Origin of the sequence: Aerosakkonema sp. BLCC-F183 (genome assembly GCF_041929145.1) — a bacterium.
Taxonomy (GTDB): Bacteria; Cyanobacteriota; Cyanobacteriia; order Cyanobacteriales; family Aerosakkonemataceae; genus Aerosakkonema.
The window spans coordinates 1-19,708 of the sequence record NZ_JBHFNU010000081.1 but is presented as its reverse complement, the minus strand read 5'-3'; the positions used below and the strand labels follow the sequence as shown (position 1 = coordinate 19,708).

General features: G+C 42.8%; 17 protein-coding genes and 1 CRISPR repeat array. Of the genes, 6 read left to right on the top strand and 11 right to left on the bottom strand.

Annotated features, from left to right (window positions below; all coding sequences use genetic code 11):
- Positions 1 to 168 precede the first annotated feature (168 nt).
- Positions 169 to 3,494: a CRISPR direct-repeat array (repeat unit 37 nt; unit sequence GTTTCAATCCCGTTGCCGGGATTCTGTTAATTGAAAG).
- A 424-nt stretch (positions 3,495 to 3,918) separates the two neighbouring features.
- The 8 genes from cas2 to cas3 form a co-directional block, all read right to left on the bottom strand.
- Positions 3,919 to 4,215, bottom strand: a complete 297-nt coding sequence (gene cas2, locus ACE1CD_RS24090) for a CRISPR-associated endonuclease Cas2 (protein WP_374789820.1) — start codon at positions 4,213 to 4,215, stop codon at positions 3,919 to 3,921.
- Entirely contained in the window at positions 4,212 to 5,189 is a 978-nt protein-coding gene (gene cas1d, locus ACE1CD_RS24085) for a type I-D CRISPR-associated endonuclease Cas1d (protein WP_374826484.1), read from the bottom strand. Before cas1d ends, cas2 begins: the two co-directional genes overlap by 4 nt.
- A gap of 3 nt (positions 5,190 to 5,192) precedes the next feature.
- A complete protein-coding gene (cas4, locus tag ACE1CD_RS24080; RefSeq protein ID WP_374789825.1) occupies positions 5,193 to 5,777 on the bottom strand; it encodes a CRISPR-associated protein Cas4 in 585 nt (194 codons plus the stop codon).
- 73 nt (positions 5,778 to 5,850) lie between these two features.
- Positions 5,851 to 6,654 carry a CRISPR-associated endoribonuclease Cas6 gene (cas6, locus tag ACE1CD_RS24075; protein ID WP_374789827.1) on the bottom strand — a complete coding sequence of 268 codons (804 nt, stop codon included), beginning with the start codon at positions 6,652 to 6,654 and terminating at the stop codon, positions 5,851 to 5,853.
- Positions 6,626 to 7,390 (bottom strand): type I-D CRISPR-associated protein Cas5/Csc1, encoded by a 765-nt coding sequence (cas5d, locus tag ACE1CD_RS24070; RefSeq protein WP_374789829.1) that lies wholly within the window; start codon positions 7,388 to 7,390, stop codon positions 6,626 to 6,628. The genes cas6 and cas5d overlap by 29 nt, the downstream gene beginning before the upstream one ends.
- 216 nt (positions 7,391 to 7,606) lie before the next feature.
- A complete protein-coding gene (gene cas7d, locus ACE1CD_RS24065) occupies positions 7,607 to 8,611 on the bottom strand; it encodes a type I-D CRISPR-associated protein Cas7/Csc2 (protein ID WP_374826483.1) in 1,005 nt (334 codons plus the stop codon).
- 2 nt (positions 8,612 to 8,613) lie between these two features.
- Positions 8,614 to 11,583: a type I-D CRISPR-associated protein Cas10d/Csc3 gene (gene cas10d / locus ACE1CD_RS24060; RefSeq protein WP_374826482.1), complete on the bottom strand. Its 2,970-nt coding sequence runs from the start codon at positions 11,581 to 11,583 to the stop codon at positions 8,614 to 8,616.
- Positions 11,584 to 11,587: 4 nt separating this feature from the next.
- Positions 11,588 to 13,723, bottom strand: a complete 2,136-nt coding sequence (gene cas3 / locus ACE1CD_RS24055; protein WP_374826481.1) for a type I-D CRISPR-associated helicase Cas3' — start codon at positions 13,721 to 13,723, stop codon at positions 11,588 to 11,590.
- Positions 13,724 to 13,814: 91 nt separating this feature from the next.
- On the opposite strand from cas3, the gene ACE1CD_RS24050 reads away from it, so the two are divergent.
- Positions 13,815 to 14,675 (top strand): helix-turn-helix transcriptional regulator, encoded by an 861-nt coding sequence (locus ACE1CD_RS24050; protein ID WP_374826480.1) that lies wholly within the window; start codon positions 13,815 to 13,817, stop codon positions 14,673 to 14,675.
- Positions 14,676 to 14,780: 105 nt separating this feature from the next.
- Here the strand turns inward: ACE1CD_RS24050 and ACE1CD_RS24045 are convergent, their stop codons facing one another.
- Positions 14,781 to 15,065, bottom strand: coding sequence for a hypothetical protein (locus ACE1CD_RS24045; RefSeq protein WP_374826479.1), 285 nt, complete (start codon positions 15,063 to 15,065; stop codon positions 14,781 to 14,783).
- Positions 15,066 to 15,474: 409 nt separating this feature from the next.
- On the opposite strand from ACE1CD_RS24045, the gene ACE1CD_RS24040 reads away from it, so the two are divergent.
- The 3 genes from ACE1CD_RS24040 to ACE1CD_RS24030 all read left to right on the top strand — a co-directional run bounded on the left by ACE1CD_RS24040 (position 15,475) and on the right by ACE1CD_RS24030 (position 16,805).
- Positions 15,475 to 15,672, top strand: coding sequence for a WYL domain-containing protein (locus tag ACE1CD_RS24040; RefSeq protein WP_374826485.1), 198 nt, complete (start codon positions 15,475 to 15,477; stop codon positions 15,670 to 15,672).
- Between the two features lie 186 nt (positions 15,673 to 15,858).
- Entirely contained in the window at positions 15,859 to 16,053 is a 195-nt protein-coding gene (locus ACE1CD_RS24035) for a hypothetical protein (protein ID WP_374826478.1), read from the top strand.
- A gap of 134 nt (positions 16,054 to 16,187) precedes the next feature.
- Entirely contained in the window at positions 16,188 to 16,805 is a 618-nt protein-coding gene (locus ACE1CD_RS24030; RefSeq protein ID WP_374826477.1) for a Uma2 family endonuclease, read from the top strand.
- A 6-nt stretch (positions 16,806 to 16,811) separates the two neighbouring features.
- On the opposite strand, the gene ACE1CD_RS24025 is transcribed toward ACE1CD_RS24030, so the two are convergent.
- Together ACE1CD_RS24025 and ACE1CD_RS24020 are read right to left on the bottom strand one after the other, a co-directional pair.
- On the bottom strand, positions 16,812 to 17,015 hold the full coding sequence (locus ACE1CD_RS24025; RefSeq protein WP_374826476.1) for a hypothetical protein: 204 nt from the start codon (positions 17,013 to 17,015) through the stop codon (positions 16,812 to 16,814).
- Between the two features lie 122 nt (positions 17,016 to 17,137).
- Positions 17,138 to 17,596, bottom strand: a complete 459-nt coding sequence (locus ACE1CD_RS24020; RefSeq protein ID WP_190471378.1) for a hypothetical protein — start codon at positions 17,594 to 17,596, stop codon at positions 17,138 to 17,140.
- A gap of 253 nt (positions 17,597 to 17,849) precedes the next feature.
- On the opposite strand from ACE1CD_RS24020, the gene ACE1CD_RS24015 reads away from it, so the two are divergent.
- Positions 17,850 to 18,233, top strand: coding sequence for a DUF4342 domain-containing protein (locus tag ACE1CD_RS24015; protein ID WP_374798593.1), 384 nt, complete (start codon positions 17,850 to 17,852; stop codon positions 18,231 to 18,233).
- A 134-nt stretch (positions 18,234 to 18,367) separates the two neighbouring features.
- On the top strand, positions 18,368 to 19,543 hold the full coding sequence (gene eis, locus ACE1CD_RS24010; RefSeq protein ID WP_374798595.1) for an enhanced intracellular survival protein Eis: 1,176 nt from the start codon (positions 18,368 to 18,370) through the stop codon (positions 19,541 to 19,543).
- Positions 19,544 to 19,708 lie beyond the last annotated feature (165 nt).

Sequence of the window (19,708 nt, the reverse complement as noted above, 5' to 3'; positions counted from 1 at the left end):
GTGGTACAACTTTAAGCTTCTACCAAACAGTCGTACCTGTGTCATTAGTACACTTGTACGACTGTTTTTTATCTTTTTACTTTTATTTATAGGAGTTTAGACTAACCGCGCTTTAGGGCGCGGTTAGTCTAAACTCCAGTTTCCTAGATTCGGATTTAATATCCGATTGTTTCAATCCCGTTGCCGGGATTCTGTTAATTGAAAGTTTGTAGAGTGCTTTGCAGTCTGCTAGCGGCATTTTGTTTCAATCCCGTTGCCGGGATTCTGTTAATTGAAAGCATGAAGCGCTCGTTCAAGTTGCCGCTGTTAAGGTTGTTTCAATCCCGTTGCCGGGATTCTGTTAATTGAAAGGACACCAACTAGGTGTATAAGGATTTTTACCAATCAGAAGTTTCAATCCCGTTGCCGGGATTCTGTTAATTGAAAGAATTGGAAATCGTTTGCCCTGCCGCCAAATTTTGAGTTTCAATCCCGTTGCCGGGATTCTGTTAATTGAAAGTGAGAAGGATTTCTGTCACGTACAAGACAGGATCGACGTTTCAATCCCGTTGCCGGGATTCTGTTAATTGAAAGGATGCGGTGTTCCCAAATCGGCGAGCCGGTTAGGGAATGTTTCAATCCCGTTGCCGGGATTCTGTTAATTGAAAGTACACGGACTCAGTGGTTCGACTCAACGGATTCAGGTTTCATTCCCGTTGCCGGGATTCTGTTAATTGATAGCAGAACTGCTTTACAGCTAGCGAAATGTTTACTGCGTTGTTGTGCGTTTCAATCCCGTTGCCGGGATTCTGTTAATTGAAAGGCGAACAATAAATTCTGAAACCGCTTGATGTTTAGGTTTCAATCCCGTTGCCGGGATTCTGTTAATTGAAAGTACAGCGATCGCCGCAAAGCTACCTTGGTAAACAGTTTTAGTTTCAATCCCGTTGCCGGGATTCTGTTAATTGAAAGTATAATCCCAAGATTGTCGCTTCCCCTTTCAATCCAGATGGAGAGGTGTTTCAATCCCGTTGCCGGGATTCTGTTAATTGAAAGTTTTGAACAAATGCAATCGAAGAAACTCATGAAGGTTTCAATCCCGTTGCCGGGATTCTGTTAATTGAAAGGCGATCGTGGGTGAAAGTGGCGGGGGTAAAAGTTTGTTTCAATCCCGTTGCCGGGATTCTGTTAATTGAAAGAATTCTAGTTTATTTGACAAATTTTAGCAAATTTATTAAACTGTTTCAATCCCGTTGCCGGGATTCTGTTAATTGAAAGCCTGCTACTTTCCCAGATTCTTCACCAAAAGCTTATGAGTTTCAATCCCGTTGCCGGGATTCTGTTAATTGAAAGTTGCGATCGAAGCTGAAGAGAAAGGGATATCGATCGGTTTCAATCCCGTTGCCGGGATTCTGTTAATTGAAAGAACTGGCGATGAAAGCCCAGCGTTTAATCCTCGTTTCAATCCCGTTGCCGGGATTCTGTTAATTGAAAGAATTTGCTTGCTCTTTCAATACGGGAAGGCTAGTTTCTGCGAGTTTCAATCCCGTTGCCGGGATTCTGTTAATTGAAAGCAAAGAATCGTTTTCATGTTCGGAGTCGGCAATTTCCAGTTTCAATCCCGTTGCCGGGATTCTGTTAATTGAAAGCTTGGGATGCGGCATTAAATCGTCGGGTTTGACAATGAAGTTTCAATCCCGTTGCCGGGATTCTGTTAATTGAAAGAAAACTGTGTGAAGCAACAACAACACCTAAAAAAGCCAGTTTCAATCCCGTTGCCGGGATTCTGTTAATTGAAAGATATCGCGCGGTGAAACCTGCACCAATTGGAGCTTTGACATGTTTCAATCCCGTTGCCGGGATTCTGTTAATTGAAAGCAGGAAGAAACGGGGGTCTTATCATCGGTAACAAATTGTTTCAATCCCGTTGCCGGGATTCTGTTAATTGAAAGAATCGCCAAATCTCATCAGCAATTCCAGTAATTGGTTGTTTCAATCCCGTTGCCGGGATTCTGTTAATTGAAAGAATTATTGCAAACATAATCATGCCTGGAGCAATTATCCAATGTTTCAATCCCGTTGCCGGGATTCTGTTAATTGAAAGCGATCGCCGGGGGGAAACTACTCTGGGAAAATCGCCCGTTTCAATCCCGTTGCCGGGATTCTGTTAATTGAAAGACAATTGGGTCAAAACCTCATCGGATCGAAGTCTTCCAGTTTCAATCCCGTTGCCGGGATTCTGTTAATTGAAAGCCCTGTGGCGGCGACCGCCTTGGTGCGTGTTGATGTTTCAATCCCGTTGCCGGGATTCTGTTAATTGAAAGGCATTCTTTTGATTTTGTTTTTTTCGGCTCCGAGGTCGTTTCAATCCCGTTGCCGGGATTCTGTTAATTGAAAGCTAGCCAATGGCCTCGTTTTGAACGCTCAAATGGTCGAGTGTTTCAATCCCGTTGCCGGGATTCTGTTAATTGAAAGCTCCTTCACCAGAATAGTATTGGCTTTTCACAGACTTAAGGGTTTCAATCCCGTTGCCGGGATTCTGTTAATTGAAAGCCAAACTGGGCGCTGCTGACACTGAGCCATTCCGCATCGGTTTCAATCCCGTTGCCGGGATTCTGTTAATTGAAAGCCAGCGCACTTCATCTTCAATCCCCGATCCGATCGGTTTCAATCCCGTTGCCGGGATTCTGTTAATTGAAAGAAACAGACCGTTCACCCCTGGAGTGTCCAAGCGAGTTTCAATCCCGTTGCCGGGATTCTGTTAATTGAAAGCATCTTGCTAGTTTTGGCCAAGACTTTCAAGATCAGTTTCAATCCCGTTGCCGGGATTCTGTTAATTGAAAGCCAGACTGGGTTTGTTGGGGGGCTGAAATATAGCTTTGAGTTTCAATCCCGTTGCCGGGATTCTGTTAATTGAAAGTTGTCGGCGCGAAATAGAAGAAGCCATCAATCATATAGTTTCAATCCCGTTGCCGGGATTCTGTTAATTGAAAGAAAGCCACAAGAATTAGCTGATTTTTGAGCTAAATGTTTCAATCCCGTTGCCGGGATTCTGTTAATTGAAAGAACCAAAGGATATTACGACGATCGCATTTGGCAATTTAGTCGTTTCAATCCCGTTGCCGGGATTCTGTTAATTGAAAGTCTGCCACCAAAACTTCATTTGGCGTGCTTTTGAAAAGTTTCAATCCCGTTGCCGGGATTCTGTTAATTGAAAGGGTGCCGATCCTTGACTGGAATTAGGGCTTGTCCTTGTTTCAATCCCGTTGCCGGGATTCTGTTAATTGAAAGAACTGTTCGTCTAAGAGTGAAAGTCTTTCGTACAGGTTTCAATCCCGTTGCCGGGATTCTGTTAATTGAAAGTTGAGACAGATTGCAAGTGTTCTGGCAAGTGGTCGGTTTCAATCCCGTTGCCGGGATTCTGTTAATTGAAAGTACCCCTATGAACCATAACCCTTCGTCTGAGCGGCTTTCAATTGTTTCAATCCCGTTGCCGGGATTCTGTTAATTGAAAGTTTTTTTGCCTCATTTCAGGCTTGCTTATTGCAAGTAAATTGCAACTATTTTCTTTGGCCAAACGCTGAAAGTATTCAATTGTCTAGGTTCTGGCGTTTTTCGTGAACCCCCCCAGGTTTTGGCTCCCGCTTCGGTTCACGAAAACTATAGTAAACCAACGGCATTTTCTTGTCAAGGGGTACTCGTTATGATATAAAAACCCGGTTCCAGGGGAGAAACCGGGTAAAGGTGGATATATAGTGGCTTGCAGTTGGATGAACTACACCCCAGATCCCCGACTTCTTTAAGAAGTCGGGGATCTGTGTACCTCATCAAACCGCTGTAGTTGACAGGGTTTTCAGGTGACTGAGGTATGGAGAAACCAAGTTTGGCAGAAGTTACCGGGTTTGGGAGCGATCGCCACCCATCCAATTTTGTGGAATACTAAAGTACGATCGCACTTTCCTGTCGTGGCTTCTCGGAACCGTATGCGATCGTGCGTTTGAGAGATCCCGCATCCAAAACGTAAATCCGCACCGAATCCTCAGCAGGCTTAATCAACTTTTCGATTCTTTGTTGCAGCTTGACAAACTGGATGGCAGTCAAAAAGCATTCAAAAACGCTATATTGACACCACTTACCATAACCGGACAACAACTTATGCAGCCTTGTCCGGCGCTTATTAGCTGGTTTCGTATCCGGTAAATCGTAAATCACCAAATAAAACAACGTATCTTTCATCGCAGCACCAAAGGTTTGTAAGGTACACCCTCTTGCAAATAGCGCCCCAGCAACCGCGCTTGTAATTCGATCGCCCGTCGATAAGTGCAAGAATAATCAAACACGGGATGGGTAAACTCACTATTCATCTTCTGTTCAAACGCTTGCAAAAAACGCTTGCGTCCATCATCGGAAAGTCGATAAGCACCCAAACTTTCCGTAAAATCATTCGGTTGAATTTCTCGCTTATTCAACACCGAAAACACCAAACTATCCGCCACCAAAGGACGAAATTCTTCCATCAAATCCAACACCATCGAAGGTTGTCCGCGACTCACTTCATGCAAATAACCAATATAAGGATCGAGTCCCACAACATGAACTGCTGCTGTTACCTGAACTCGCAACAATCCATAGGCAAAACTCAGCAAAGAATTTACCGGATCGGTAGGAGGACGGCGATTTCGGTTGGGAAAAGACCAAGGTTCTTTCAAAATTGCCGACCAATCAGCAAAATAATCCTTAGCGGCGATACCTTCCACCCCACGCACTTCATCCAAAGTTTTCTTTTGCGCCACTAATTTCTTATGACTTTTCAGCGGACTATCGCTAATTTTTTGGCGATACAAAACCGTATATTGATTTTGAATCTTAGCTGTGACAATTGCCTTCACTAATTGCAATCGGCGTTCCGGATCTCGATACAGTTCAAACTGCGCCAACCGCAAAGCGCCGTTGCGAGAATAACCCGGTAAAGCACTACCCAAATATTTACCAAAAATCGAAAGGTAGTGAACTGGTATACCCAATTCCAAAGCATAAGTCAAAGCATCCCCCGTTACTTGCGGATTTCCCATCAAAACAACTTGTTCTACCGTTTGCGCGGGAATCGATTGTTTTTTCCAACTGCCATCTTCTTGTTTCATAGAAACAGTAAAAGCTTCGTAGTTTTTATGCAAAACTGCTTCTGGCTGCGTAACGTAAAGTACAGACATTGTTTAGACTCCTTCCCGTAGTAATTGTTTGACTTCCAAAGGCAGACAAATGCCGCTTAAGCTACAAGCTTTGCATTTTTTAGAATTAGCGATCGGTGATGGAATTTTGGCAGTCGCAGTTTGATGTGCTGCCAAAATAGCTTCTTGAGTCATTTGTCTTAACTGCGATGTAAACTGAACTTGTTGCCGTCTGCGATTGCCGTGATAAAAAATTTCACCATAAGCAATCTCTCTTCCCGTGCGTTCTTCCAAACACAAAGCAGCCGCACATAATTGAAAATGATCGTTGAGATGTTGTGCCATTTTTCCCTTTTTATATTCCAAGGGAATCAGTTGACCATCTCGTTCTTCTACCGCATCGATAATGCCGCTAACTTTTAGACTTTCACTCCATACCCACTGCTGGCGATGAATCAGAGTATCGCCTTCTTGAATCGTACCTTCTGTGTTGATATTTTCATGGAGGTAGCGCCCGATAATAATATGTTCGTTATCCTCCATTTCGCCTAATTGGTATTCTAAATAAAAGCGACGCGGACAATATTCCCAAGCATTGAGATAAGCTAAAGGAAGATAATTTTCATTCATCTCCAATCACCTATGATTAATTTCAAATTACCAATCGCAGATTTCAGATTTTAAATTTGAAATCTGAAATTTCCTAATGAATCAACTTTGTCTGGCCCATACCCATCGATGTTTTCCTGCCTACACCCGCAAAAAAAGCAAAATGAGCTAAAATATTAGCAATCCTTGCTTGTTCGGGATCGGGAAAACGGTATTTAACCCATCCTTTTGCCCCAATTTCAGCGCCGCCTTCCATTTTCAAAGCATGGGTTTCTAACTGATAAGCACAAACTAAACCTTGCCAAGATATTGCATCAATTTTTAGTGTTTCTGGTGCAAAGAAATTCCAACGTCTTTGGAGGCTGAAAAAGACCAATTCAGGTAAAGGGAAAGGCTGGATATATTGACTTTGCTTGAAACTGGTAGGTGAGAGGAATTCCAGAGTAATTTCGTTGGCAGAATTTGGCAATTTAGCCAACATTTCATAATCAGCAGAACCAACCCAAGGATGAGTTCCCGGTAAGGAATAAAACCCTTTAATTGCAAAGGTAAACTTGCCCAGAGTAATCGGTTCGTTTCCCCACTGTTCTATCCCACTTAAAAGCGGATCGATGAGACTACCATTTAACAAACTAATGCGGAAATAAAATTCATCTCCCGGTCGAATTCCTGATGGACGGCGATTGCCAATTAAACCGGATAAACTAATCGGAGATTCTTGGCTTTGATGGACGAATTCAGCAACATTTGGATCGCCTTTATTTAACCACTGCAAAACCTGAGCGTGAATTGCTCGTCCTAAAGTCTGAGGTAAATATCCCCGATCTACTGCTCCTAATTGTACGACGATCGCATACAAATTAAAAGTTTTATGAGACTGCAACTGCGTTAATTCCATAAGATACACCCTTGGGTAAACAAAATTGTTTCGGTAAATCCTTAAAACCTTGCCAATTATCTTCTTTCGATACTTCCCAATATTCACCGATTAATTGTGCTTGACTCACCAAACTAACAGGCGGCATAACAATTCGGTTATACAATAATAAACGGGAAGAACGAGGTAAATCAATGGGATTTAACGGATGCTGACAAATATATTCGCCCGACTTCGCTTTAATTCCAGATGCCGGAATTATCCGAGTTTCAACTCTCACTTTAGCCGACCATTTCCCTAACCGTATCCAATGAGGAATTTTTATCTCTTTTTCGGCTATAATGAAAGTTTGATAGTAACTCCCAACGGCTAATTCTTTCGCTCGACCGATGTTAGCCGGATAATTGCGTTTAGCATTACCTTCACCAAACCGCTCCGATCTCCCGTAATACTTAACTTGAGCCGCTTTAAAAGTATTGATTTGGTAAGAACAACTCAAAGGTTGAGCGGGAAAAACATAGATTTCTGCTTGATTCAAATGGAGAAGATTCTGTTCGCGATCGGCATCCAAATAAGCAGGTTTCTGAGCATTTTTTCCATGCAAACGGTAAGGCGTAGGAATATAAATTGTTTGAAACAGTGCATAACTCAGCGCCCAATTATGCAAATACTTTTCCGTTTCATAAAGAATTCCCATTTCGCGAGTAGCGAAAAAAACATTATCGTGCAGAGTGAGAAGACATTGATAAAGAATCATCAAATTTACCTCAATCTTTTCTTTGGTAGGTTGGGTTGAGGAACGAAACCCAACCCTAACGCTATATGGATGGTTGTTGGGTTTCGCTAAGGCTCAACCCAACCTACAAATCTACAAATCTTGCTCTTTGGTAGGTTGGGTTGAGGAACGAAACCCAACTCTAACGCTATATGGATGGTTGTTGGGTTTCGCTAAGGCTCAACCCAACCTACAAATCTAAGAAGCAGTTTTCCCTTTACCCTTCCCCTTTTCCTTTGTCAAAGCGCCATAAGTTTCGGCATAACTTTTCGTCTGCTGATATAGCGCCGCCAAAGTTTCCTGCAACCGATTTTCATCCTGATAAATTGCCCCAACTTCCGTTAACAATTCATCCAATTGAGGGCGCAAAATTACCTGAGTTTTCCGCACGGGTTCCTTTTTAATTAAATTATCCGCCACTTCCGTCGCCTTGGTAAGAATGTCACTAATCGGAGCAGTAATATCCGGCTTTAACGCATCGTAAAGCGCTTGAGTAAAATGCAAATTGCTGAAAATTTCGCCATCACAAAACGCAATTCCAAGAATGTGATTTGTCATCGTACCCGTGCGAGATTCCTGTGCGCCATAGCGTCGAGTTCTCAACAAATTACCCAACACATAAATAAAGCCTTCAAAAGTCGGATCGCGCAGAGTTTCCACTGTGGGAAATGCCACTTCTGGCAGAACGTGATCTAATTCATTAATTGCACTCCGCATTTCGCCTTTTTCGCTCATCGTTCCCCCTTCATAAGGAGCATTAAAGGTAAAACTGCGATGGGAATTTTCGTAAGGCGTGAGAGAAAATGCCGAGTCGGAATAAACTTTGGAACGTTCCGAACCGCTATCACCAATAGCGAAACCATAAAGAATGCAATCAGGGCATTTTTTACAAGATTTTTCGCCGTTATATTCGCAGCAATTATCCGTTCCTTCGGTTGCGCTGGTTAAGTTTAAAGAGCGCAGTAATTCTCGTCCTGCTAACCGTTCTGGTGTAATTTGTTTGCGCTTGAACATAACCAGACGACTGAGAAAATCGCGAGTTGTCAAACCTGCTTGGGTGCGTGCAGTATTCAATACGCCATCAGTTTGAAAAACTGGAAAAGATTGGCTGTGACGCACCATTAAAAAGTGAACGTATTTACCAGATGCTAAACGAGGAAATGCGGTTTGGAATTGAGGTTTGAGTGTTTCGAGAATAGCCATGATTATTTATTTCCTTCTGATTGAGATTGTTGTTTTTCTTGAATATGTAGCCAACGGTAAGCAAATTCAGCCCCCGCTTTGATGCGGTTGCGATTTTCTTGGAGGAGGGCGCGATCGCCTTTATATTGCCCCAAAAATATTTCCTGCACGCAAGTAGTCATAAACGCATGAATTGCTTCGAGTTCCTGTTGCTGACGTAGGGAATAATCAACAGATTTATCCTTTAGCAACGGACGTTTATAAACTTCTTGGCGATCGAGTGCATCGTGTAATTGTCCAGCCCCTTGCAAAATTAAATCTTCAGGATCGAGGTCATTGGGACTTGAAAGAATTACCTCTAAAGCTTTGGTGATTGGTAACAAAATTGCATGACTTGATTCTTTCAGATCGACTTGATAAAACTGGCGATATTTTTTCACCAAGTCTTGAGTGAATTTCATTTTTTTCTCCATATTAACATCTCCTTGTGACCAAATTTGAGCAAAGTTCCAATAGCGATCGACCTCTTTGGGAGAAGGTTCTCGCTTATCGCGACGCAAACTTTCATTTGCGATCGCAAACACATTCAAAACATCCGTCGCTAAATCTCTCACAGTACCGTTAAAAGCTTGCCAACGCGCATCAGGTTTTGCACTGCGATTATCTAAATGAATGCTATAAGCTATTAACAAACGTTCTAAAGCATTCTGTAAGTTATCTAAGCGAAGAGATGAATCTAAACCTAATAAATTCCAAAAGCCAGCCGCCCCATCTAACTTGACAGTTTCTAGAAACTCTTTATCGCTAGCATAAAGCGGATCTTGGCTAGCAGTTGCTACGACTTTCACGCCCAGAAGTCTGGGTAAAGCAAGGGCTAAAAAAGTTGGTTCCACCCAAGCATCGGTGATAGTTTTTCCCATTGTAGTCGTGTAAGTCATTGCCATAAAAGGCAAGTCTCGCACGGAATATTGATGTTTACCAAATCTTCCTGCTTCTGCTTCATCCTCATCTTCATCTCGCCAAGCTAAATGATGCAAACCACTAACTTGCATTTCAGCATCAAGCCAATGTTTGCGAACTTCCCAAAGATTCATTCTTTGTAGTTCTTTCGTTAATAATTTCACCGCTTTAGCTGTTTGCGGCGAGTAGACATAAGCGGGGAAAATATAGAGGAAAATTGGCTGTCTGTCTTCCAATTTTCCCGCCGGGGCAGACCAATAAGCCTGCCGCAATAACATTTCTAGCGACCAAATTTTTGATATCCCTCGTTTAATTCTACCACCTCCTAAAGCATTTTTATTACTATATTGTTGTGGTTTAAACAAAACTACAGAATCGAGTTGATCTTCGGGCGAAAATTCTCCCGAACTGAGAGAACAAATCGCCTGATTGTTGACTTTGGCATCTGCATAAGCAGCAAGTTCATTTTCAAACTCGCGAGGCGATTCAGTTAATCCCCAAACTTCTAAATATTGTGCCAAATAGCTGGTAAAAGCTGCACGAGTCGGACTGCTATTTTGTTTGAGGAAACCGTTATTTTCAGCCCAAGTTGCAAGGCGATCGGCAAAATCGGTTAAAAAGTCTGCTACTTGTTCTAAATCCAGGGTAGAATTAGCCGCCATATAAGCCGCAGCAACGCGATACCAACCATAATTTACACCTCCTGATTGCACTGTGGTTTCTGCTGGGGAAATATCCGTTTCTAGATTTAGCATCGCGAGGATTTGTGGCGCATATTCCTGACATTCTTCAAAGAATTCTCTTTGCGCCAAAATGAGAAATTCCGCAATGCGATCGGCCCTCAAATCGGCGGTTTTTAAAAGCCGTTTTTTCTCATCATCGGCAATTTCTAACTTTTCAATTCGCTTCGGAGTAGCCGGACTTTTTGCATTTGCGACTTTCGCTTTCACTACATCAGGTAATTGCCGAATCAGTTCCGCCGGACTGAAAAGTTCCAACGTTTGAGGCGCAACTTTTAACCCTTTTCCATCTCGCACAAATCCCACATCGCCAGTGCTGAAATAATCCGCCAGTCCTTTTTGATTCTGAGATCGATCGCCTTTAATCAGGCTATCCCAAACAGCAGTTTCAATTTCATCTAAGCTTGGCGCAACTGAATTTGGCGGCGCTAAATAAACAGCACCATTGGCAAAATAAAGAATCGGTTGCCAATCAATTTTACGAACAAAATTGACGACAGCATTGTGAATTTGATTGGTGAGTAAACCGCGACAATCTCGCAGGCGATGGTAAACGAGTTTTTTGTTAATTTCTAACGATTCGAGGCGTTCTTGCAAGCGATCGCCACCTGTTTGGATCGCCACATCCGCCGGATCGCTGCAATGCACTGCAATATCGCCAAAAGCCAGCAGGTGACGCAAGGGTAAATCTAAACGGCGATCGTCATCAATTTTAACTTCAAAATCTCCGATTTCCCAATTAGAAATAACGGTATTGCTGCCTATTTTAAATTGGGTATTTTGCGCCAAATATGCAATATCTAACAAATACTCCCGCCACTCATCCCAAAAAGCATCAAAATTGAGTTTCTCTCCCCAAGTTTCACAAACTTGTAAAATTTGGGGGATTTCCGATGCTTTTGGCGGTGCAGTTTCTTCTTTTTGACCTTGCACGGCTTTATTGTAATCGTGCAAAGTGATTCCCAAACACAGCAGGCGTTTTTCTACTTCTGATAGTTGCAACTCTTCTGGCAAATATTGGCTGAGATTCCAAGCAGTTAACAAACCATTTAAAACGTGAACTAGCAAGCTTTGATCGGCTTTATTTGACCAGCGTTGTGCTGTTTCATCAGCACGAAAATTGCTTTGTCGAACTAATTTTTGATAGTGACCTTGATAGGAACCGCCTAAAGCTGTAATTAAGGCAAATTCTCGTTCCATTGCAGGCAGAATTGTCTCGATATACGATCGCAAAATTGGATCGGTATCTTCCGGCAAAGTTTCAATCAGTAAAGTTTGCAGTAAAGTTGTCATGGTTTTAACAAATATAAGGTTGTGCATTTTCGCAAGGTTTGAGTCGCCATTTCATTGCTTCCAACAACAAAGCATCTTGATTAAATGCAGTCGCATAAGGGACACCATCAGCATCAGTTAGCCGATCCAATCCAAATGTGGGATTTAGATGTAATTTGCGACTGACATCCCAATGGCTATAAGCTTGATTGCGGTTGACAGATACGAGAAAAGCGAGTAATTTTCGCTTGCGAAGACATTTTTTTACTTCACTTTGCGGATGTCCGACAATGCTAAGTTTATCTAATAGGATTAAAGTGCATTGTTTCAGTTCTTCGGTGGTGCGATCGCACTCCAATTGAATATCAAATCTTTCATCTGTCCATTCCTTAATTTTTAAGTAAACTTGGATGTATTTATCGGGAAATTCTGTCGCCGGATGGTTAAATTTTGTAGCTGCGGCCAAAAAGCGATCGCGATCGATAATTTCCACTTTCGCATAAGGCAAAAGCCGCAACAAATCGTAAGTATAAAATCGCGAATCATCCCAAACTGCTGCTTGCAAATCCGAACCGCCACGAAAGCGTAATAATTCTTCCTGTACTGCTTTACCAGTTGGGTTTTTGTTATCTCCCAATGCAAACCAATGACCGCGTTTTTTATCTAATTGTTCGCCATAAACTTGCCGCAAATCATCAGTCATTTTCTCTTGAATTTGTCGCATTACATCGGCATTTTCTCCCGTCATTTTCAGTAACATTCCCTGCGCTTGCAATGCACCCCAATAAGCGCGATATCGTTCAAACTCTGCGGGAGGATCGAAAGCATCTTCAATCATCTCCCGAAAATCATTTCTATTAACTGTTTCAACTTCTGCCAATTTCTCATTTAATCTTGCCACGATCCAAGGCGTGCGACCAGAAATTAATACAAATCCTTTGTAAGCTGAAAAACCAGGATGACGACCCAAACGACCTAATCTTTGAATAAAAGTAGCCGAATCACTCGCCTCAAAAATTAGCAAATGAATTCTAAAATCTACTCCCACATCTACCGCCGATGTACCGATAACTAATACCGATTGTTCGGCATTTTGTAACTCAGTTTGAGTCACCGTTCTTTCTTGGCGATCGATCCGTCCGCTAATCTCTCGCACTTTCACTTTATCTTCAGGAAAAATTGCTTGCAATTCTCGCACGGCGCGGCTAACTTGCGCCACCGAATTGAGAATAATTAACCCTCGTCCTCTCCCTTCTGCTGCCAAAATTTCTCGGATACTTTCTGCTTGTTCTTTCAACCAAATTAGCGGATCGGAATCTCGATCTAATTGCACGAATTCCAATTCTACCGATTGCAAAATTTGGCGATATCCCGGTGTACTTTCCGATTCATAACTTCCCTTCACTTCTGCTACTTGAAAACCTGCTTCTTGGAGTTTTTTAATAAAACTGGGTTTAGGCGTAGCAGAAGTAAACAAAACTTTCATCGGACGCTTGCGCGGTCGGTTGTAACGAATTAACAACAAACTATTCAAAATTGCCGCTTCTTGATGCACGCCAAAAATATGAAATTCATCAGCTACATATAGGTCGAGATTTCTGGCAAAAAGTAATGGCAACAAAGCGCGATCGTAAGCCGGATTATAATAACGAAAATGAGTAACTAAATGAAAAATATCCGGGTTAGTGAGAATCACAGATTTTCGTTCAATTATTTTCGATAATTCCTTAAATTTGTTGCCTTTTTCGGCTGCTTCCACTCGCCGCGCTAATTCTGCACCGTAAAGACTATCAACGCGCTTCCTTGCATCCAAATTGAAATATGTGCAATAGTTGACAGCTTGCTTTTCTTGATCCGTTACTAATTCGATCGTCGGATAAAGTGCGATCGTGCGAAACCTCAAATCGATTAAACTTGACAATTGCGCCGCCAGCGATTTCCCATCTCCCGTCGCCGAGGTATTGAAAATAATCTCTGCATCACCATACAGCACTTCCGCACAAGTTTCGACCTGGTGTAAGGACAAAATACAAGGTGCATCTCGATTTTCCCCAAACTTCGGTGCTTTCTCCTTAACTTTGCACTGACCCCGACATCCCAAAGGACAATGCTCGGAATCGGTATTTTGCTTAGAAAACAAAGGAAGTAAGGTAATTTTCATGCTTTTACCTCCAACAGCTACAGGTCACTTATATTTGTTTATAGAGCGAGTATGACACAAACTCATCCATAGTGCAAGTACATATTTTAAAATGCCTCGCAAAAAAGAAACGATTACACTGTCTATACCACCCGGAACTAAAGAGCAGCTAGAAGAAATTGCGGCTCGATTCCAGATTTTATGGGGAGATCGACCGAGTATTTCTGGCTTATTAGTTGCGATCGCCCAAGCCGAACTGGAACTCGGACAGCGATTTACACTTACACCCGTACAGGTGCAAGCCCTAGAACAGGCAATTAAACTGTCGATCGATTCGGGATATGTCACCGAAGCGCAAACCTTAATGGCTTTACTGCTAGAACGCGGAAATCTCGATTCCCCCCTGCGCCAGTCCTTTGTCCAACAAATCAGTCAGTCCCTCCCCGCTTGGCGAGTGTTGCTCGATCGCCAAATTGCCAGCCGCCAACCCTTCCGCCTCCTCTATCGCGACGCACAGCAGCGAGATTGGGTGTTTACCGTGCGTTACGCCGAAATCTTGCTCAGAGAAAAACGCCTCTACTTAGAAACCTGGAACGAAGAAACCGTCGGCAACTACGATTTACCAGAACTCGCGCACAACCGTTCCCTCAGACTCGATCGCATTAAAGACCTCAACATCCTCCCCAGCGACGGTGTATGGCGAGAAAATCTGGATTTCGTCAAAGTGTATTTACACTTTAAGGGCGAACTGGCCAATAGCTACGAATCGAAACGCGGGGACATCAGCGACGAACGAGACGGCAACATCCGCAGGGTAGTGCGTCAGGTGTCAAGCACCTTTTGGCTGTTTCGCGAGATATTAGCTTATCGTGCTGGCTGCGAAATTGTTGGGCCAGAAAATGTGCGCGATCGTTTCAAGCAAGAGGCGCAAGCAATTTGCCAACTATACGATTCGCCAACTGATACGGCGTAAGCGGTAGGGTGCGTCAGACAATCAGCTTAAAATCACAGCGAAAGTCTTGGTATCTGACGCACTCTACTATATAAATAGTCAACAGCTTAGAGTATGGCAGAGAAACTATGAGTTTTGCTCAAGCCACGTTCTAATTTCGCTGTTACTCATGCCTTTGAAATACGGAATATTCTCAATTCCGAGAGATTTGGCTTTATTTAGGGCGATCGCCACCAGCTGCAAGTTTGGCTGAGTATTCCCCTGCACATCTTTATGAAGTTGATAGATCGTGTTTGCCAACTCCACACCTTTGGGATGCTCTACCAGCTTAGCCAGTAACTCCAGTGGGTTCGGCTGAGTTACTTGGCACGCCAAAGCGCTCTCTTTGAGGAGAGATGGATTTTGTGTCATAATTGGGTCATCCTTTAAAATAGAGCAGTTTTGGCTAACTGCCTAGACTGCCATTTTTTTAAGAGCGAGCTTTTTGAGTGTTACTAGATTAAGATCGTACACAAAAGCTTAGTTCGCTCTTACGAAAAAGATAACACAGCGGATCGGATTAAGCAACAAGTGCTGAGTACCACTCGCTATAGCAATAACGGATAAACTGCTATATAATTAGGAGTCGAGTACTAAGCAAAGATAAACTCTATAAACAAGTTGGCAGACAATCCAACGACAGACCTCATCCACTAGGTATTAGGGCTGGCAAGAATCCCGTAAGCGGGACTGAAACTTTCTAGATTAGGATCTGCACAACAGCAATCCTTGCTAATCGAGATCTCTCGATATAACAGAATCCTGGCAACGGGACTGAAAAATTGACATCAGCGACGAACGAGACGGCAACATCCGCAAGGTTGTGCGTCAAGTGTCCAGCACCTTTTGGCTGATTCGCGAGATATTAGCTTATCGCGCTGGCTGCGAAATTGTTGGGCCAGAAAATGTGCGCGATCGCTTCAAGCAAGAGGCGCAAGCAATTTGCCAAGTATATGATTCGCCAACCGATCGCGCGTAAGTGGTACATAATTTGTCAATGGGTGAGCCATGAGTGGTTTGTCTTGATTACTGTTGCTATTTTATGACCTACGTGGAAAGGGGGTTTTCCAGCATCAAGTATTAAAGTTTGTGAACTTCCTGAATCGAGATAGCCTTTCCAATCCCGCTACAGGGATTCTGTCTATTTAGAGACAGGAGGTTCACAATGGATAATCCATTTACTGCCTCATCAGGCTCTACTGGAAACAATGATGGTTCTGAGCAGTTTTACGAATCGATTACCAAGGCACGAGAGTCTAGGGAAAGAGGTAAAATCTCTCAAGAACACGAATGCAACCAGTGGGTCAATGATGATGGAGAAGTGAAATCAATAGCCGATTTTCTTGAATCGGATCGATAACTAGAAGCAAATAGTTTCAACAGTTTCAATCCCCAAATGGGGACTTATGAGTAGTACACTGTGGATCGTCCAGGTTGTTTAGCCACTATATTTAAAATATCAAACCCGATCTAGCAGCAATAGAAAAGGGCGTTATGGTTCAAGCAATACCCACAACAGTTACCTTTGACGAATTTATCGCTTGGTATCCTTCAGAGTCGGGATGCCACTACGAACTACGCAGCGGAGAAATTGTAGAGATGCCTAAACCCACAGGAAAACATTCGCGGGTAGCTGGGTTTTCAATCGCCGAACTCAATTTTGAAATCAGACGGCTGAAACTTCCCTACTTCATTCCTAAAGAATGCGTCATTAAATCTATCCGCGATGAGTCTGGGTACGAGCCTGATGTTATTGTATTAGATGAGCGTACAATTGCAGATAGTCCGCGATGGGAAAAGGAATCTATCATCACGCAAGGCAGTTCTGTACGCTTGGTGGTTGAAGTAGTTTCAACTAATTGGAGTGATGATTATGCTTTGAAGCTGGAAGAATACGAAGCTTTAGGTATTTCTGAATATTGGATTGTAGATTATTTGGGATTAGGAGGAAGACGCTTCATCGGTAATCCTAAACGCCCTACGCTTTCTATTTACCAACTTGTTGAAGGAGAGTATCAAGTCCGTCAGTTTCGAGAAAACGAACGGATTGAATCGTTTACTTTTCCAGAGTTAAATTTGACTGCATCGCAGGTTTTTCGAGCAGGTCAATGAGCGAATTTATCCAGCTTTTAAAAGAGGAATCGCCGTTTCCGTGTTTCCCGACGCTGTAGGTGCGCGGAGGAGGATGTTTTGGAGATCGAGCAGTTTATGAATGGTTTGGAGTTGAAATTGTCGCGGGGGAAATCCAGTCAGAGTTTGGAAGTAGTGGTTAATATGCGAATAAATTTCATCTATCATAAACGAAACTCGATCGCTAAACATTACCTAAATCGCCTTTTGCTTATTGCTTTCAACTCTAACTATATCCCTCCAAAAATTCTTATGGTGTAGGCATCCTGCCTGACGAGTGAAATTCTTCTCTGGAAATGTCTATTAGTTCCCACTTATTTTATTTTTGGTTTGTTCAATTCCGAGCATTTAGCTTCTGCCTGTTCGTAAGCTTCTTGATATTCCTTACCGCCCAACATTACATCGCCGTAATACTCGTAAGGCATAGAACCATAAACAGGCAAAGGCTCATCTTCTGGATAATCTTCCTTGGCTTCTTCTAATGCTGCTTGCAATTGCTTAACGGTCAGTTTTTGGGCGGGAAAGTAGTACAATTCTTCCGGCTTTTTGTGCAGATATGGCAGAGTAGGATCGACAATAGAATTATCCAGTTCGATCCAGCTATGCTCAATGGGTTTGTACGGCTTGCCAGAAAAAACTAAAAAACCTTGAACGTAGAGCGATCCTGGCGTTGCCAATGCTGCATGATAAGCATTGTCAAAGCTGTTTACTTCATTGCTTTCAATGCGTTTAGCAATTTCCACTGAGAGAGTCGCATCCAATAATTTGCTCATACCTGTTGCATTAATCGCCGCACTCCTACCATGCTAACTCAAGATGCGATCGTCTGCCCATCGCCGACCTCCCAGAACGCTCCCGCACATCAGGATACCGAGATTTTGGGTGCGATCGCACAACCGCACAGCTTGGCGCTACCTCATTAGTAAGAATAACATCACCCTTTTGGATCGACCGTTTTGGTGATGTTTTTTCCGATTGTTTAAGATAGTTTATATTTGTAGGTATAACCTGAAAGGATTTTAAGTTATGAACGAAAATTTTGAGAGACAAGACAACCAATTTAACGCCGGAATTAACGAATCTGCAACTCCACCCAAAACCACTGTGCAAGTGGAAACTAAAATAACAGAAGTAGTCACTGACGAAGAACCCCAAGGAAAAGGTCGCCAAGAGGAATTCAAGATTAGCGGTGATAGCCTGGTAGCGAAGGTAAAAGAACTGATTTATCAAGGCAATATTCGCCGCATCATTATCAAAAATGAAGAAGGACGCACATTAATAGAAATACCTCTAACTATTGGATTAGTTGGCGGAGTTATTGGTGCGACCATGTTTCCAGTTATTGCGGCTCTTGGTGCGATCGGTGCAGTTGTGGCGCATCTTACACTTGTCGTGGAACGCAGAGAATAATGCGATTTTAGATTTACGATCGCAAATTGCAGATTTTCAATTTATTCAGAAGTGAACTAGCATTCTTGGGAATACTCTAGCTGGCTAACCGAGCATTTTCCCCTCAAAACAGATATTGTGGAAGCTTTTGACAAATGACATCAAAAATTGAATTTGGTACTGTATCCAACCCAGAAGAAGCTCAAAGTCTGGGGGAAATGCTCTGTCAATGCTTTAATTTTCCCATAGCTGATTGGCCAGAATATCGCGATCGCATTGGTTTAGATAATTTCCGAGTTGTTCGTCAAGCAAGCGAAATTGTTGGCGGTTTGGCTATTTACCGTATGGGACAGTGGTTCGGTCAAAAATCTGTACCGATGGCGGGAATAGCAGCAGTTGGCGTACCGCCAGAACATCGCGGTAAAAAAGTAGCGATCGAACTTTTAAGCAACACGATACGCGAACTTTATCACAAAGGCGTACCAATTTCAACACTTTATCCCGCTACCCAACGCCTCTACCGCCAAATGGGATACGAACAAGGGGGAAGTCGTTGCTGTTGGGAGTTACCAACCGAGAGTATTAAGTCGATCGATCGCACTTTGTCGGTACAAAAAATCAAAACCATTCAATCTGAAACTCTCGCCAAAATTTACGATCGACAAGCCCAACAAATCAACGGCAATTTAGATCGCAATCCCGCCATTTGGCGTGGAATAGTCGAACATAAAGAAAACGTAGTTTACGCCTACCTCATCGGTGCAGAAACTCAACCAGAAGGTTACATAATTTTCAGCCAAAAAAACGAAGGTAACAATCTATACTTGGAAATTTGGGATTGGGTAGCGCTAACACCAGCAGCGATCGAGGGTTTGTGGACATTCATCGCCGATCATCGATCGCAAGTCAAGAATGTCAGGTGGTATTCTGGTGCGATCGATCCTCGACTGCTGTTACTACCAGAACAAACCGCCAAAATCCGCTTTCAAGAAATCTGGTTCCTCCGGATAATCAATGTCGAAAAAGCTTTGAATTTGCGCGGATATCCACCAGAAGTAGAAGCCGAATTGCATCTAGCAGTTAAAGATACTTGGATACCGGATAACAATGGTAATTTTATCCTTACAGTATCCGGCGGAAAAGCCGAAGTAACTAAAGGTGGCAGAGGTGATTTGCAGTTAGAAATTCGTTCCTTAGCACCACTTTACACAGGTTTGTTTACACCATTACAACTGCAAATGGCAGGTCAATTAGAAGCAACTGATAAAGCAATCTTAATTGCCACGCAGATGTTTGCCGGTTCTCATCCGTGGATGCCAGATTTCTTTTAATATGAATTTTTTCCACATCCAGCGTGATGGTGGGTACGGCACAGAAAGTTAATCATTTTTATTTGCACTAAAGTTATCGCCCCTGCCGTCCCCCACCCTACGTTAGAAAAGTTTTTATTAACAAACACCACATTTACCAGAGAGCAAAAATTACTCCCCTCCCCG

Excerpts from the sequence above, each read along its gene's own strand:
- cas2 (WP_374789820.1), bottom strand. The coding sequence starts at position 4,215 with ATGAAAGATACGTTGTTTTATTTGGTGATTTACGATTTACCGGATACG.
- cas1d (WP_374826484.1), bottom strand. The coding sequence starts at position 5,189 with ATGTCTGTACTTTACGTTACGCAGCCAGAAGCAGTTTTGCATAAAAAC.
- cas4 (WP_374789825.1), bottom strand. The coding sequence starts at position 5,777 with ATGAATGAAAATTATCTTCCTTTAGCTTATCTCAATGCTTGGGAATAT.
- cas6 (WP_374789827.1), bottom strand. The coding sequence starts at position 6,654 with ATGGAATTAACGCAGTTGCAGTCTCATAAAACTTTTAATTTGTATGCG.
- cas5d (WP_374789829.1), bottom strand. The coding sequence starts at position 7,390 with ATGATTCTTTATCAATGTCTTCTCACTCTGCACGATAATGTTTTTTTC.
- cas7d (WP_374826483.1), bottom strand. The coding sequence starts at position 8,611 with ATGGCTATTCTCGAAACACTCAAACCTCAATTCCAAACCGCATTTCCT.
- cas10d (WP_374826482.1), bottom strand. The coding sequence starts at position 11,583 with ATGACAACTTTACTGCAAACTTTACTGATTGAAACTTTGCCGGAAGAT.
- cas3 (WP_374826481.1), bottom strand. The coding sequence starts at position 13,723 with ATGAAAATTACCTTACTTCCTTTGTTTTCTAAGCAAAATACCGATTCC.
- ACE1CD_RS24050 (WP_374826480.1), top strand. The coding sequence starts at position 13,815 with ATGCCTCGCAAAAAAGAAACGATTACACTGTCTATACCACCCGGAACT.
- ACE1CD_RS24045 (WP_374826479.1), bottom strand. The coding sequence starts at position 15,065 with ATGACACAAAATCCATCTCTCCTCAAAGAGAGCGCTTTGGCGTGCCAA.
- ACE1CD_RS24035 (WP_374826478.1), top strand. The coding sequence starts at position 15,859 with ATGGATAATCCATTTACTGCCTCATCAGGCTCTACTGGAAACAATGAT.
- ACE1CD_RS24030 (WP_374826477.1), top strand. The coding sequence starts at position 16,188 with ATGGTTCAAGCAATACCCACAACAGTTACCTTTGACGAATTTATCGCT.
- ACE1CD_RS24025 (WP_374826476.1), bottom strand. The coding sequence starts at position 17,015 with ATGTTTAGCGATCGAGTTTCGTTTATGATAGATGAAATTTATTCGCAT.
- ACE1CD_RS24020 (WP_190471378.1), bottom strand. The coding sequence starts at position 17,596 with ATGAGCAAATTATTGGATGCGACTCTCTCAGTGGAAATTGCTAAACGC.
- ACE1CD_RS24015 (WP_374798593.1), top strand. The coding sequence starts at position 17,850 with ATGAACGAAAATTTTGAGAGACAAGACAACCAATTTAACGCCGGAATT.
- eis (WP_374798595.1), top strand. The coding sequence starts at position 18,368 with ATGACATCAAAAATTGAATTTGGTACTGTATCCAACCCAGAAGAAGCT.